General features: G+C 65.8%; 13 protein-coding genes. 7 read left to right on the forward strand and 6 right to left on the reverse strand.

Features of this window, described 5'->3' with window-relative positions; translation table 11 throughout:
* Positions 1 to 92: 92 nt before the first annotated feature.
* From BFD71_RS02065 to BFD71_RS02075, 3 genes are all read left to right on the forward strand, one after another.
* Positions 93 to 1580, forward strand: coding sequence for a DHA2 family efflux MFS transporter permease subunit (locus tag BFD71_RS02065; RefSeq protein ID WP_176732814.1), 1488 nt, complete (start codon positions 93 to 95; stop codon positions 1578 to 1580).
* A 69-nt stretch (positions 1581 to 1649) separates the two neighbouring features.
* Entirely contained in the window at positions 1650 to 2591 is a 942-nt protein-coding gene (locus BFD71_RS02070; protein ID WP_069261597.1) for an AEC family transporter, read from the forward strand.
* Positions 2592 to 2654: 63 nt separating this feature from the next.
* Positions 2655 to 2858, forward strand: a complete 204-nt coding sequence (locus tag BFD71_RS02075; RefSeq protein WP_069261598.1) for a glycine zipper 2TM domain-containing protein — start codon at positions 2655 to 2657, stop codon at positions 2856 to 2858.
* 15 nt (positions 2859 to 2873) lie between these two features.
* Here BFD71_RS02075 and BFD71_RS02080 read toward each other — a convergent pair whose 3' ends face one another.
* From BFD71_RS02080 to BFD71_RS02090, 3 genes are all read right to left on the reverse strand, one after another.
* Positions 2874 to 3719, reverse strand: a complete 846-nt coding sequence (locus BFD71_RS02080; RefSeq protein WP_069261599.1) for a carbohydrate ABC transporter permease — start codon at positions 3717 to 3719, stop codon at positions 2874 to 2876.
* Positions 3716 to 4621, reverse strand: a complete 906-nt coding sequence (locus BFD71_RS02085; protein ID WP_069261600.1) for a carbohydrate ABC transporter permease — start codon at positions 4619 to 4621, stop codon at positions 3716 to 3718. The genes BFD71_RS02080 and BFD71_RS02085 overlap by 4 nt, the downstream gene beginning before the upstream one ends.
* A gap of 184 nt (positions 4622 to 4805) precedes the next feature.
* Positions 4806 to 6038 carry an ABC transporter substrate-binding protein gene (locus tag BFD71_RS02090; protein ID WP_069261601.1) on the reverse strand — a complete coding sequence of 411 codons (1233 nt, stop codon included), beginning with the start codon at positions 6036 to 6038 and terminating at the stop codon, positions 4806 to 4808.
* A gap of 289 nt (positions 6039 to 6327) precedes the next feature.
* On the opposite strand from BFD71_RS02090, the gene BFD71_RS02095 reads away from it, so the two are divergent.
* The 3 genes from BFD71_RS02095 to BFD71_RS02105 all read left to right on the forward strand — a co-directional run bounded on the left by BFD71_RS02095 (position 6328) and on the right by BFD71_RS02105 (position 9221).
* Complete coding sequence (locus BFD71_RS02095) at positions 6328 to 7110, forward strand: SDR family oxidoreductase (RefSeq protein ID WP_069261602.1); 783 nt, start codon at positions 6328 to 6330, stop codon at positions 7108 to 7110.
* Between the two features lie 61 nt (positions 7111 to 7171).
* Positions 7172 to 8233, forward strand: a complete 1062-nt coding sequence (locus tag BFD71_RS02100) for an ABC transporter ATP-binding protein (RefSeq protein WP_069261603.1) — start codon at positions 7172 to 7174, stop codon at positions 8231 to 8233.
* 76 nt (positions 8234 to 8309) lie between these two features.
* Positions 8310 to 9221 (forward strand): MurR/RpiR family transcriptional regulator, encoded by a 912-nt coding sequence (locus BFD71_RS02105; RefSeq protein ID WP_069261604.1) that lies wholly within the window; start codon positions 8310 to 8312, stop codon positions 9219 to 9221.
* 11 nt (positions 9222 to 9232) lie between these two features.
* Here the strand turns inward: BFD71_RS02105 and BFD71_RS02110 are convergent, their stop codons facing one another.
* From BFD71_RS02110 to BFD71_RS02120, 3 genes are read right to left on the reverse strand one after another with little or no spacing between them, the layout of a single operon-like run.
* A complete protein-coding gene (locus BFD71_RS02110) occupies positions 9233 to 10684 on the reverse strand; it encodes a cytochrome P450 (protein WP_069261605.1) in 1452 nt (483 codons plus the stop codon).
* Positions 10685 to 10733: 49 nt separating this feature from the next.
* Positions 10734 to 11540 (reverse strand): IclR family transcriptional regulator, encoded by an 807-nt coding sequence (locus BFD71_RS02115; RefSeq protein WP_069261606.1) that lies wholly within the window; start codon positions 11538 to 11540, stop codon positions 10734 to 10736.
* A gap of 59 nt (positions 11541 to 11599) precedes the next feature.
* Positions 11600 to 12472, reverse strand: a complete 873-nt coding sequence (locus BFD71_RS02120) for an IclR family transcriptional regulator (protein ID WP_069261607.1) — start codon at positions 12470 to 12472, stop codon at positions 11600 to 11602.
* A gap of 274 nt (positions 12473 to 12746) precedes the next feature.
* Between BFD71_RS02120 and BFD71_RS02125 the strand changes: the two genes are divergently transcribed.
* The gene (locus tag BFD71_RS02125) at positions 12747 to 13706 is read left to right on the forward strand and encodes an MBL fold metallo-hydrolase (protein ID WP_069261608.1); all 960 of its coding nucleotides are present in this window, start codon (positions 12747 to 12749) and stop codon (positions 13704 to 13706) included.
* Positions 13707 to 13725: the final 19 nt, after the last annotated feature.

A 13725-nucleotide genomic window follows, 5' to 3' on the forward strand; every position in this document is an offset into this window, starting at 1 on the left:
CAGACACCCGCACGATGACCGCAGTCATGCAGGACGGCACCGCCGCGCAGCATCGGGCGAAGCCGGTCAAGGAAGCCCCGCTCAATCGCGGCATGATCACGCTCTCGATCATGCTCGCCACGCTGATGCAGACGCTGGACAGCACGATCGCCAATGTCGCGCTGCCGCACATGCAGGGCACGCTGTCTGCCTCCCAGGACGAGATCACCTGGGTGCTCACCTCGTATATCGTCGCCGCCGCCATCGCCACGCCGCTCACGGGCTGGCTCGCCGACCGTTACGGCGTCAAGCGGCTCCTTGGCATGGCGATTGCCGGCTTCACCGTGGCCTCGGCGCTGTGCGGGCTTTCCGAAACGCTCGGCGAGATCGTCGCGTCGCGGCTGTTGCAGGGCGTGTTCGGCGCATCGCTCGTGCCGCTCTCGCAGTCCATTCTTCTCGACATCAATCCGCGCGAGCGCCAGGGGCAGGCCATGGCGGTCTGGGGCATGGGCGTGATGGTCGGTCCCGTGCTGGGGCCCACGCTGGGCGGCTGGCTCACGGATAGCTACAACTGGCGCTGGGTGTTCTTCATCAACGTGCCGGTGGGCCTGTTCGCGTTTTTCGGCGTCTCGACTTTCATGCCCGCGCGCGCGCCTGGCCGCACGCAGCGCTTCGACGTGTTCGGCTTCGCCACGCTCGCGCTTGCCATCGGCGCGTTGCAGGCCTTGCTCGACCGCGGCGAGCAGCTCGACTGGTTCGGCTCGCTGGAGATCCGCATCGAGGCGCTGGTGGCGGTCATTGCCTTCGCGTTCTTCGTCGTGCATACGGCCACCTCGGGGCCCGGCACGTTCTTTCGCTACCAGCTCCTCAAGGACCGCAACTTCGCTACGGGCACGCTCTTCATCTTCGTGATCGGCGCAGTGCTCTACGCCACGCGCGCGCTGCTGCCGCCCATGCTGCAGAACCTCATGGGCTATCCGGTCGCCACTACGGGGCTCGTGACCGCGCCGAGCGGCGCGGGCACCATGGTCGCCATGCTGATAGCCGGACGCATACTGAAACGCGTGGACGCGCGCATTATGCTGCTGTTCGGCTTTGTGGTCTCCGCCTACGCGCTCTGGCAGATGATGCAGTACACGCTCGTGCTTTCGCCCTCGGATATCGTGTGGCCGGGCGTGGTGCAGGGCTTTGGCCTCGGCTTCGTGTTCGTGCCGCTTTCCGCGCTGACGTTCTCGACGCTGACACCGCAACTGCGCGCGGACGGCACGGCCACCTATAGCTTGATGCGCAACATCGGTAGCAGTATCGGCATTTCGATCGTGCAGACCTTCGTCACGCGCGGCACGCAGATCGCGCATTTGGACCTCGCCGCGAACATCACGCCGTTCAATCCGGCGGTTCAGCAGATGCTCGAAAGCGGTTCGCGGTACGATCTCGCCGTGCTCAACCAGTCGATCACGCAGCAGGCCCAGATGATCGCGTATCTGAACGACTTCAAGATGATGTTCGTGGCGACGCTGCTCGTGATTCCGCTGCTCTTTCTGATCCGCACCGGCCCGAGCGCCGCCACCGTCGATACGAGTCACGCGGCGATGGATTAGCGAACCTGCTCGTCTTCCGTTTCACCCTGGCGCGCGGCACGTCCGCGCGCTTTGCATTCAAGAATCCCGATGCTTTCTGCCGTTTCCATTCTCCTGCCGGTTTTCGGTCTCATTTTCGCGGGCTTCGCCTGCCGTCGCACGAATGTCCTCGGGGCCGCCGCGGCTTCCGAGCTGAACCGCTTTGTCGTGTGGCTCGCACTTCCGGCGCTGCTCTTCGATATCCTTGCGCACGCAACGTGGCACGAGCTCTATCAGCCGGCGTTCGTCGCCGCCTTCGGTCTTGCCGGTCTCGCCGTGTTCGTCGCCGTGGTGGGGGCGCGCGTGTTCCTCGGCCGCCCACTCGCCGATGCGAGCATCGACGGGCTTGCCGCCGCGTATCCGAATACCGGTTACGTGGGTTTCCCGCTGTGCATGATCGCCTTCGGGCCGTCGAGCCTCACGCCCACGACCATCGCGACGATCCTCGTGGTCTGCGTGCTGTTCGCCATCGCCATCGTGTTGATCGAAACGGGACTGCAAAGCGAGCGGCGTCCGCACCGGCTCGCCATCAAGGTGGTGCGCTCGCTGCTGCGCAATCCGCTGCTGGTGGCGCCGGCGCTGGGGGCGGTCGTTTCGGCCGCGCATGTCACGCTGCCCGCTAGCGCGGAAACGTTTCTCAAGCTCCTGGGCGGCGCGGCGAGCCCGTGCGCGCTTGTGAGCCTCGGGCTGTTTCTCGCCGAGCGTCGCGCGAGCGGCGAGGCGCCGCGCGAGTCGTCGTGGTGGCTCACGCTCTGCAAGCTCGTCGGGCAGCCGCTGCTCACGTGGTGGCTGGCCGATCGCGTATTCGGGTTGCCTGACCCGCTCGTGGAAATCGCGGTGTTGCTAGCGGCGCTGCCCACGGGCACCGGCCCGTTCATGCTCGCCGAGTACTACCGGCGCGAGGCGCACGTGACGTCGCGTACCATTTTGCATTCCACACTCGGTTCACTCGTCACGCTCACGCTGATCCTGCTGCATCTGCACCACGGCTGAAAGCCGGCGCGGCACGATGCTTGCTGGCATAAAAGCCAGGACCATCGATCAGGAGAATCGGCGATGAACTGGCTACGACGCTCGAGCGCCGCGCGCGCCTCACTCGTCATCACCGTCGTGCTCACCGCAGCGGGCACGGGAGCCTGCACGCTGGGCGGCGCCGCCGCGGGCGGCTACGTTGGCAACCGGGCCACCAACGGCAGCGCAGTAGGCACCGTGGGCGGCGCCGTGGCCGGCGGCGTGATCGGCCATGAATTGAGCAAGTAGGCGCGAGACTTCCTGTTACTTCACGGCGCCTAGTGCGAGTCCCTTCACCATGTAGCGCTGCAGCCAGGCGAACACCACGGAAACCGGCAGCGTGGCCGCGAGCGTGGCCGCCATGACGAGCTGCCATTCCACGGTGTACTTGCCGGCCACCATGTCGGTGACCTGCACCGTGAGCGTCTTGTTCTCGGGCGAGCGGATCAGCGTGTAGACCACGGCGAACTCATTCCACGCGCTGATGAACGTGAAGATCGCCGTGACCACCACGGCCGGCACCGCGAGCGGCAGGAACACGCGGAACACGGCACCCGTGCGGCTGCAGCCTTCGAGCCACGCCGATTCTTCGAGATCGCGCGGCACGGTCTGGAAATACGACGAGAGCATCCACACGGCAAACGCGATATTGAACGCCGCATAAGAGACGATCACGCCGATCTTCGAATCGACGAGATTGCCGTCGCCGTACGGAATCATCGCGGCGAGCCGGAACAGGCCGACCACGAGCAGGATCGGCGAGAGCATCTGCGTGACGAGCAGGAACTGGCGGTACAGGCCGCGCCCGCGGAACGGAAAGCGCGCGAGCGCATAGGCGGCCGGGAGGCTCACGGCGAGCGCGAGCGCGGTGGAAAGACAGCTCACCACGATGCTGTTGCGCAGCGCGACGCCGAAGTTTGCGGCCTGCCACATGTCGACGTAGTTCTGCCAGCGCCACTGCATCGGCAGCCAGCGCGCCGGATAGACGAACACTTCCGAAGCCGGCTTGAACGAGGTGAAGAACATCACCGCGAACGGGAACAGCACGGCCACGACGAGCGGCGAGAGCACGAGCCAGCACCAGATCGAGCGTTTGAGCTTGCGGTTCATGCCAGGTCTCCTTCGGCGCTGCCGCGTTTTGCCTGCAGGCGCAGGTAGACCACCGAGAAGGCGAACAGGATGACGAGCATGATGAGCGAGACGGCGGCCGCTTCGCCAGGTCGTCCTAACCGGAAGCCGAGTTCGTAAAGGTAAGTGACGAGAATATGCGTGCTGTCGTCGGGTCCGCCTTGCGTCATCACCCAGATGATCGGGAACGAGTTGAACACGTAGATCACGTTCAGCAGGACCGCCATGTTGATGAACGGCTTGAGCAGCGGCAGCGTGAGCTTGCGGAACTGTTGCCAGGCGCTCGCACCGTCAATGCGCGCGGCTTCGTAAATATCGCCCGGCACCGAGGAAAGGCCGCCCAGCAGGATCGTGGTCGTGAAGGGGATCGACACGAGTATGCCCACGCAGATTTCCACCGGGAACGCATACTCGGGCGTCGCGAGCCAGTGGATCGGCCCCGTAGTGAGCCCGAGGCGCTGCAGCGTGACATTGACCATGCCGTAGTCGTCGTTGAACGCCCAGCGCCAGACCACGGCCGTCATCGTGAGCGAGACGGACCACGGCAGCATGACGATCGTGCGCGCAATGCCGCGGCCGTAAAAGTCCTGATTGAGCACGAGCGCGACCGGCACGGAAATCCCCACCGTCCCCACCACGACGAAGAATGTCCAGATCAGCGTGTTCCTCAGGGCGCTCATGAACACCGGGTCGCCGAATACGTTATAGAAGTTCTGCAGGCCGCTGAAGTCGCGAATCTGCCCGAAGCGCGACACCTCGTGCAGCGACTGATACACGATGTTGAAGATCGGATAGCTGATGATGAAGAGCGCGAGCACGAGACTCGGCACGATCAGGAGCCAGGGCGCGCGGGGCGCGGAAACGGCGCGGGGTAGTCGGCTCATGCGGGTTCGTGCGCGTGATCGGTCGGGGGCATCGCCGGCCGGTGCTGTGGCGGGCGAGGGCTTCAGGGGACCCGTAGTCATGTCGAATCGTCAGTGCTTCGAAACGTCGGTTCTCAGGCGCTCCGGCGCGCGCCGGAAACTTCAGGCGCGCGCCGGTGTTGCCATCAGGGCTTGTTTGCCAGACTTACTTGCCGAGCGACTTGTTCGCTTCGGTGGCCGCCTGGTTCAGCGCATCGGCGGGCTTGGCCTTGCCAAGGTAGACCGACTGCATCGCGTTGGTCACGGCCTTGGCGGTGTCTTCCCAGCCCGTCACGGTGGGCGCGAACTTCGCATGCGGCAGCAGCGCGATGAAGGCTTGCGTGTCCGGATTCTGGAAAGCCGGGTCGCTCGCTTCAGCCTTCGTGGTCGGCAGGAAGCCTTCCGTGCTCGTGAACTGCACGCGCGGTTCCTTCGTGAACAGGAAGTCCAGGAACTTCCAGGCGCTCTGCTTCACCTTGGAGTTCTTGAACATCATGATCGAGTCGGTCACCGCGTAGGTGGCGGGCGTCGTGGCTACCGGGATCGGGTCGATGCCGTACTTGATGTTCGGTGCTTCCTTCTGCAACTGCTTGGCGAGGAACGGCGCCGAGATCATCATCGCCACGCGGCCCTGCTTGAAGAGGTTCTGCACGTCTTCACGGCTGTAGCCCGTCACGCCCGGCTGCGTGAGACCTTCGTCGATCATGGACTTGTAGAGCGTTGCGGCCTTCACGCCAGCCGGCGAGTTGAATGCCGCCTTGCCGTCCTTGCCCACCACTTCGCCGCCGTGGGTCCACAACGCGTAGTAGAAATACACGTCGGTTTCAATTTCCTTGCCCTGCAGACCGAAGCCCGCAATGCCCTTCGCCTTGAGCTTCTTCGACGCGTCGATCACGTCGTTCCACGTCTTCGGGCCTTGCGGATAGCCAACCGAAGCGAGCATGTCCTTGTTGTAGTACAGCGCGCGCGCCGAAGCGGCGATCGGCAGGCCGTAGGTCTTGCCGTTGATCTGACCCGGGGCCAGGAACGGACCGATGAAGCGGCCCTTGAAGTTCGCGTCCATGTACGGGTCGAGCGGCTCGGCAATGTCGTCCTTCACGAAGTCGAGGAGCCACCGCGTGCCGATGATCGCGAGGTCGGCGTTCGCGCCGCCGGAGATGTCCGTTTGCAGCTTCTGTTGCAGCGAGTCCCAGTTCACGTCTTCGATCTTGATCGTGATGCCTGGATTGGCGGCCTCGAACTGCTTGGCCATTTTCTCGAAGTACGGCGCGGTGGCGTCGCTGTAGTGGGCGACGGTCACGCGGACCGTATCGGCGTGCGCCGCGGCGGTGATGCCGGCGAACGCTAGCGCGACGGCGAGCTTGCCGAGCATGGTGGTTGCACGTGCCTGAAACGACATTCTCTTTCTCCTAAGTGGTTGTTCCTGCTTATGTCGCCGCCGTGACCCGGCTGCTGGGTTGCGTTGTTTGAAAAAATCCTACAGGATGAAAAAAGCGTTGTCACCTGGTAAACTCGATATTGTTTCGAGCGCCGGAATTTGCATAACATGCTGTAAAACAGGGGAAATTCATGCGCTGCAGCAGCGGCGTGCGCTCGGTATAAACCCGCATACGGACCATTGTCCATATTCGTATGTAGGAAATTTTCAGGCTCTCCGGCAAGGCTGGCGAGCCGCACGGAGAGTCGACATGAGCCGGGTGGTCCTGGTGACGGGCGCGAGCGGCGGCATAGGCCGCGCGCTATGCAAACGGTTTCTGGAAGCGGGCGACACGGTGCTCGCGCTCGACCGCGACGCGGCGGGCGTGCAACAGCTCGCGGCCGAATTCGGCGAAGCGGGCGCGGCGCGCCTCGAACCGCTCGGCGCCGACGTGAGCGATCAAGCCGCCGTGACCGCAGCCGTGGCGCGCGGCGTGGCGGCGCGTGGCCCGGTCGACGTGGCCGTGGCGAACGCGGGCGGCGCGCTCGGCACGACGCTCGCGCATACCGACGCCGCGAGCTGGCGGCGCGACATCGACCTGAACCTGAACGGGACCTACTACACGGTCGAAGCCGTGCGCGCCTCGATGATCGAGCGCCGGCGCGGCGCGCTGGTGCTGATCGGCTCGGTGAACGGCCTGTCGGCACTCGGCCACCCCGCGTATAGCGCGGCGAAGGCGGGCCTCGTGAGCTACACGAAGGCGCTTGCCATGGAGCTGGGCCCGCACGGCATACGCGCGAACATCGTTTGCCCCGGCACGGTGAAGACGCCCGCGTGGCGCGCGCGCATCGAGCAGCATCCAAAGATATTCGAAGAACTGAGCAAGTGGTATCCGCTAGGCGACGTGGCTACGCCCGAGGATATCGCCGACGCCGTGCAGTTTCTCGCCTCGCCGCAAGCACGCGTGATCACGGGCGTGGCGCTGCCCGTGGATGCGGGCCTCATGGCGGGCAACCGGATGATGGCGAACGAGCTGACGCTCGATCCGTTCTGAGGCGCGCACGCGGCGAATTGATCTGAGCGACCTGACAAGACTTCACGCAAACGAGGACAGCATGGCAGCGGTACAACTGAACGGCATCTACAAGCGTTATGGCGACACCCAGGTCGTGCACGGCGTCGACCTCGACATCGAAGACGGCGAATTCGTCGTGCTCGTCGGTCCCTCGGGTTGCGGCAAGACCACGGTGATGCGCATGATCGCCGGCCTCGAAGACATCTCCGGCGGCGACCTCACCATCGGCGGCACGCGCGCGAACGCATTGCCGCCGCAGCAGCGCAATATCTCGATGGTGTTCCAGAGCTACGCGCTGTACCCGCATCTGTCGGTGTACGACAACATCGCGTTCGGTCCGCGCATTCGCAAGGAGCGCGAGAATGGTTTCAAGCCGCGCATCGAAGCCGCCGCGAAAATGCTCAACCTGTCGAGCTACCTGGAGCGCCTGCCGCGCGCGCTCTCGGGCGGCCAGCGCCAGCGCGTCGCCATGGGCCGCGCCGTGGTGCGCGAGCCCGCGCTGTTCCTGTTCGACGAGCCGCTTTCGAACCTCGACGCCAAGCTGCGCGTGCAGATGCGCACCGAGATCAAGGCGCTGCACCAGCGTCTGCGCAACACGGTGGTGTACGTCACGCACGACCAGATCGAGGCGATGACGATGGCCGACCGCATCGTCGTGATGAACGCGGGGCGCATCGAACAGATCGGCCGCCCGCTCGACCTCTACGACAAACCGGGCAACCTGTTCGTGGCGAGCTTCCTCGGCTCGCCTTCGATGAACTTCGCCGAGGGCACGGTGATGAGCGACGCGCGCGGCACGGCGCTCGTGCTCGAAGACGGCGTGCGTATTGCGCTGCCGGAAGGCAAGGCCCAGGCGGGGGCGCGCGTGACGCTCGGCGTGCGGCCCGAGCACATCGAGGCGGGCGGCGACGTGCCATTCACCGTCGATGTGATCGAGCCGACTGGCGCGGAGACCCACTTGTACGGGAAAATAGGCGCGACCACATGGTGCGTCACCACGCGCGCGCGCCCGGACGTTTCTCCGGGCCAGCGCATGACGCTAGGTTTGCCTTTGGCGCACCTGCATCTGTTCGATACTGAAAGCGGCAAGCGGCTCGATTGAAGCGGAAGCACGCATCGAAACTGGATAGCGGGCCCTCATGTGAGCAGAACCTGGTATCTTCCACGGGAAAAACAGCTTGCCGGTCTCCAACCTGATCCATCACATCCGCAATGTCGCGGAGTCGCTGCGTCCCGCCGAGCGCAAGGTCGCGGAGATGGTGCTCGCCGACATCGACTTCGCCATGCGCGGGAGCATCACCGAACTCGCGTTGCGCGCGGACGTGTCCGAGCCCTCCGTCACGCGCTTTTGCCGCGCGGTGGGCGCGCACGGCCTGCGCGACTTCAAGATGCGGCTCGCGCAGAGCGCGGCGGGCAACGTGCCCTTCGCGCTCGCCACCGAGATGACGGGCGGCGAGGCAAGCGGCGCCGGGTGGGCCGGCGAAGTCGGCACCCTGCTCGACAAGGTGACGGAGTCGGTCGTGCAGGGCGTGACCCACGCGCGCGCTTCACTCGATACGGCGGTGTTCGAGGCTGCCGTCGCGGCGCTCTCCAGCGCGCGTCGCGTGTACTTTTTCGGCGTGGGCGCGGGTTCTGGGCTCGTTGCGCAAGACGCGGCGCTGCGCCTGCTACGGCTCGACATCGCCGCGAGCGCGTTCACGGATGCGCATCTGCAGCGCCTTTACGCGGCGCTGCTCGAACCTGGCGACGTGGCGTTCGCGATCTCCCAGTCGGGGCGCAGCGTGGAAGTGAACGAGAGCATTCAGATCGCCAAGGAGCGCGGCGCGACGACCATCGCGCTCACGAGTGCGGGTTCGCGTCTCGCGTGGGTGGTCGATATTCCACTCTTGCTGCGCGTGCCCGCCGCGAGCGATGCACACGCGCCCGCCGTGGTGCGCATCGCGCATCTCGCGGTGCTCGATGCGCTCGCGCTAGGCGTGTCGCTCGGGCTCGGGCCCAAGGCGCTTGCCAAGATGCGCGACGCGCAGGCGCGCAGCGATGGCGCGCCCGACGATGCTTCCACGGTCGGCACACCCGAAGACGGGCGTTGACGCGTTGAAGCTTACGCAGCCGCAGCGCCTTCGCGCGGCTTGAGCTTCACCGGCATCGTATCCGGCACCATCGTAAACGCCTGCACTTCCTGAATCTTTGCGGGATCGATCGCCAGTTCGATCGTGAACGACTTCATCAGCATCGAGAGCGCGAGGCGCATTTCCACCGTCGCGAGATGGCGGCCAGGGCACACGCGCGGCCCGGCGCCGAACTGCAGATACGCGCGCACGTCATGGGCTTTTCCATCGTCGGCTTCGCGTTCGCCGCGCCTCATCCAGCGCCACGGATCGTAGCGCAGCGGATCGGCGAAATGCTTCGCGTCGAGCATGGCGGGACGCGCGACGAAGAACATGCGCGTGCCCTTGGGCAACGCCACGTTGTCCACCACGACATCTTCGAGCGGCTCGAACGAATGCACCGACGCCACCGGACGCAGACGCGTGGCTTCGATACAGATCGCCTCGAAAATATCGAGGTCTTTCAACGTGGCGTAGTCGGGACAGACCGTCGAATTGCCGAGCACGCGTGAGGCTTCGTCGCCGAGATGCCGCTGCAAGGCCGGATCCGTGGCGAGGTAGGGCAGCGTCCACGCGATAGAGTCAGCGGTCGTGTCTTCGCCCGCGATCAGGAGCGTGAGCACGTTTGCGTGGATCTGCGCGTCGCTGATGGTCGTCTCGCCGCCCGGCGCCTGCTGTTGCGAGAGCATCGCTTCGAGCAGATTGCGCGGCGCATCCGACGGCTCGTCGCGCATGCGCTCGCGGGCGCGCGCCATCATCGCGTTGACGTAGCGGTGCACTTCCTCGAGCGAGCGCTCGAGCTTGCGGTCCGCCGGCAGTTTGACATATCGCCAGTACGGAAAGAGCGCGTTGGTGCGCCTCATCACGCCCGGCAGGATGCGCTCCAGGTGCTCCTGAATCACGCCGTGATCGCGCTCGAGCGTGCGCGGATCTTCGCCGAACGCGAGCGCGCTCGTTACGTCCACGGTGTAGCGCTTGAGGTCGTCGGTCATCTCGACGGTTTCGCCGCGCTCGGCCGCGCGTTGCCAGCGGGTGTGAAGACGCTGCGTGATATCGGCCAGCGTGGGGTAGAACGCCTTGATGTTGGGTATCGAGAGCGCCTGCATCACGAGCTTGCGTTGCGGTTCCCACGCAACGCCTTCTGCCGAGAAAAGGCCGTTGAAGCCCATCTCCTCGAACACCGCTTCGATGGGCTGATAGCGGCGGAAGCGATGCGGACGCTCGCGCATGATCTGCTGGATCAATTCGGTATCGGTCCAGATCGTGATGGGGATGCCGCCCACCTGGAAGCGGTAGGGCGCGCCGAGTTCGGCGGCCCATTGCTCGAGGATCAAATGCAGACGCGGTGGCGAAAGCTGCAGCAGATTGCCGACGAGCGGCAGGCCGCGCGGGCAGGGCAGGTCGGCGATCTGGCGCAATGCTTGTCCGGTGGATGCCGTGCTCATGGGGTGGTTCTCATCATGTGGTCGTTTTTATATCGCGTGCGAAAGGCGCTCATAGCGGCGCGGCCGCCGCGCCTTCCATGTAACCGAAGCGCCGCGAGAGGCGTTCCGCGGCGGCGATCAGCAGTTGCGTTGCCGTGCCTTCGCGTGCGATGTCGAGGCTGCCGGAAGGGCCCATCACCGCGAGCACGAGGCACACGCTGCCGGTGTGGTCGAACACGGGCGCGGTCACGGTGCTGATGCCGGGAATGGGTTTGTCGAGCGCCGTGTCCACGCCCTCGGCGCGAATCGCGGCGAGCCGCGCGAGGTAGGCGGGCGTGGCGCCTTCGCGCGGCTTCGCGCCAGCGAGCCGCAGTTCGTCCTGGGCGAGGAAGGCTGCGCGCACATCGTCGTCGACCCACGCGGCGAACACGCGACCGATCGACGTGTTCACGAGCGACATCACCGTGCCGGGGCGCAGGCTCACGTGCAGCGGCAGCGCCGATTCTTCGAGGCGCACGACGGTCGGGCCGAGCGGCCCCGGCACCGCGAGCGCGACGCTCATCGCGGTGGCGGCGGCGAGGCCCACCAGCTCGGCATCGGCTTCGCGAACCGGCGAAAGACGCGCAAGGCCGATCAGGCCAAGTTCGAGACTGAGCGGTCCCGCTTCGTAGCGGCCAGCCGCGTCGCGCGCGAGCAGGCCGATCTTCTGCAGGCTCACGAGGTGCGGGAAAGCCTTGGCGGGCGCCATCCCCGCGGCGGCGGCGAGGTCGCGCAGCGGCAAGGGCGTGCCCGCCGCGACGAGCGCGGCGAGCAGCTCGCCCGTGACATCGAGTGACTGGATGCCGCGTTGCGGTTTGTCGGCGGCTTCGGCTGCCATGCCGGTTGCGGCGTCTTCGCCGGCGGCTTGCGTTGCGTCGTCGCGCGCAGGCCTGGAGCTTACTCGGGGCATGTCGGTGTCGATGAAAAAGCGGCGGCGGTGATTTCGGCAGCGGCGTCGCGCAGCGCGCGCACGACCGCGCCGTTCGCGCGCACGTCGATCACGCCGGTCGCGCCGATAGCGGTGAGGGTGAGGCTCAGTTCTTGTCCAGGGCCGAGCACGGGCACGCACACGCTGCTGACGCCGGGGCTGGGCGCGTCGATGGCGAGTTCGTAGCCGCGTGCACGGATGCCGTCGAGCGAGGCGAGGAAGGCGGCATCCGGCGTGCTTTCCGGGGGCGCGCCGGCGGCACTGGCCACGTGGCTGGTGCCGCGCCACACCGGCTGCGCGGTTTGCGTGGCCCATGCGGCTTCGAGCGCCTCGGGCGCGAGGAACGCACAGAACATGCGGCCCGTGGCCGTGGCCCGCAGCGACATCACCGTGCCGACGTGCAGGTTCACGTGCAGCGGCAGGCTCGCATGCTCGTAGCGCACGATAGTCGGCCCTTGCGGCCCGGCAATGCATAGCGCGACGCTGCAGTTGAGCGCCTGCGCGAGCGCGGCGGCGCGCGGCACGGCCTCGCGCAGCGCCGGTTGCTGCGCCAGATGCAGCAGGCCGAGGCGCAGCGCGAGCGGGCCGGGTTCATAGCGCCCCGAAAGCGCGTCGCGCTTGATGAGCCCGAGGCGCGTCAGGCTCACGAGATAGGCATGCGCCTGGCTCGACGGAATGTCGCCGCTCGCCGCGAGTTCGGTGGCGCCAAGCGGCGCGCGCGCGTCGGCGAGGGCGCGCAGCAGGCGTCCGCCTACTTCCACGCTCTGGATGCCGCGCTGCGTGCGGGCGGCCGTCGCGCTGCTTTCCGGCGCGGACGCAGCGCTTTCATTGCGACGTCTCATTGCGCTTTTCTCTGGCTGAAAAAGGGTCCATGTTAACTGAACGGCGGCAGGCGTACGGACTGCAGCGTGCTTTGGTCGGAAATTAGCATATAGCGATGTAATTCGCTATTGACAAATAAAAACGGGAAGACCATGATGGCCTCACCCCGGCACAACAGCGGTCCAATTCAATTTCAAACGGGGCGAGACAACCCGGGCTGGCGCCCAACGCGCCCGGCCCGGGCGCGCTTCGCCCCGCCCCGGCTTCAAGAGCCCCTCGATACGGAGACTCAACATGGCAAAGGCGTTCGCATCCCAGGCCGACCTCGAAGAAAAGAAGGTCACCTTCACGCAGCTCTCGGAAAACGCATACGCGTACACCACGGAAGGCGACCCCAACTCGGGCGTCATCATCGGCGACGACGGCGTGCTGATCGTCGACACCACGGCCACGCCCGCCATGGCGCAGGACCTCATCGCGAAGATTCGCACCGTCACCGACAAGCCCATCAAATACGTCGTGCTCTCGCACTATCACGCGGTGCGCGTCCTGGGCGCTTCGGCGTACTTCAAGGAAGGCGCGCAGCAGATCATCGCGAGCCGCGGCACGTATGAAATGATCGTCGAGCGCGGCGAAGCCGACATGAAGTCGGAAATCGAGCGCTTTCCGCGCTTGTTCGCGGGCGTCGAAACGGTGCCGGGCCTCACATGGCCCACGCTCGTGTTCGAGAAGGAAATCACGCTGTTCCTCGGCAAGCTCGAAGTGAAGATCGCGCACCTCGGCTCGGGTCACACGAAGGGCGACACGGTCGTATGGCTGCCGCAGCAGAAGGTGCTGTTCTCGGGCGACCTCGTCGAATACGACGCTGCGTGCTATTGCGGCGACGCTCAACTCGCCGAGTGGCCCGCCACGCTGGAAGCGCTGCGCTCGCTTGGCGCTGAAAAGCTCGTGCCGGGCCGCGGCCCCGCGCTGCTCAATCCTGCGGAAGTCAACAAGGGTCTCGATTACACGAAGGACTTCGTGACTACGCTGCTCGCGCAAGGCCGCGCCGCCGTGGCGCAGAAGCTCGACCTGAAAGGTGCGATGTCGCTCACGCGCGAGGCAATGGACCCGAAGTTCGGCCACGTGTTCATCTACGAGCATTGCCTGCCGTTCGATGTGACGCGCGCATATGACGAGGCGAGCGGCATTACGCATCCGCGCATCTGGACGGCGCAGCGCGACAAGGAGATGTGGGACGCGCTGCAGGACTGAAGCGACAAACGTCTGGAAT

The organism is Paraburkholderia nodosa (genome assembly GCF_001718195.1).
Classification (GTDB): domain Bacteria; phylum Pseudomonadota; class Gammaproteobacteria; order Burkholderiales; family Burkholderiaceae; genus Paraburkholderia; species Paraburkholderia nodosa_A.

What these genes read in the sequence shown, in the direction of transcription:
- BFD71_RS02065 (WP_176732814.1), top strand. Translation starts at nt 93, where the DNA reads ATGATCACGCTCTCGATCATGCTCGCCACGCTGATGCAGACGCTGGAC.
- BFD71_RS02070 (WP_069261597.1), top strand. Translation starts at nt 1,650, where the DNA reads ATGCTTTCTGCCGTTTCCATTCTCCTGCCGGTTTTCGGTCTCATTTTC.
- BFD71_RS02075 (WP_069261598.1), top strand. Translation starts at nt 2,655, where the DNA reads ATGAACTGGCTACGACGCTCGAGCGCCGCGCGCGCCTCACTCGTCATC.
- BFD71_RS02080 (WP_069261599.1), bottom strand. Translation starts at nt 3,719, where the DNA reads ATGAACCGCAAGCTCAAACGCTCGATCTGGTGCTGGCTCGTGCTCTCG.
- BFD71_RS02085 (WP_069261600.1), bottom strand. Translation starts at nt 4,621, where the DNA reads ATGAGCCGACTACCCCGCGCCGTTTCCGCGCCCCGCGCGCCCTGGCTC.
- BFD71_RS02090 (WP_069261601.1), bottom strand. Translation starts at nt 6,038, where the DNA reads ATGTCGTTTCAGGCACGTGCAACCACCATGCTCGGCAAGCTCGCCGTC.
- BFD71_RS02095 (WP_069261602.1), top strand. Translation starts at nt 6,328, where the DNA reads ATGAGCCGGGTGGTCCTGGTGACGGGCGCGAGCGGCGGCATAGGCCGC.
- BFD71_RS02100 (WP_069261603.1), top strand. Translation starts at nt 7,172, where the DNA reads ATGGCAGCGGTACAACTGAACGGCATCTACAAGCGTTATGGCGACACC.
- BFD71_RS02110 (WP_069261605.1), bottom strand. Translation starts at nt 10,684, where the DNA reads ATGAGCACGGCATCCACCGGACAAGCATTGCGCCAGATCGCCGACCTG.
- BFD71_RS02115 (WP_069261606.1), bottom strand. Translation starts at nt 11,540, where the DNA reads ATGGCAGCCGAAGCCGCCGACAAACCGCAACGCGGCATCCAGTCACTC.
- BFD71_RS02120 (WP_069261607.1), bottom strand. Translation starts at nt 12,472, where the DNA reads ATGAGACGTCGCAATGAAAGCGCTGCGTCCGCGCCGGAAAGCAGCGCG.
- BFD71_RS02125 (WP_069261608.1), top strand. Translation starts at nt 12,747, where the DNA reads ATGGCAAAGGCGTTCGCATCCCAGGCCGACCTCGAAGAAAAGAAGGTC.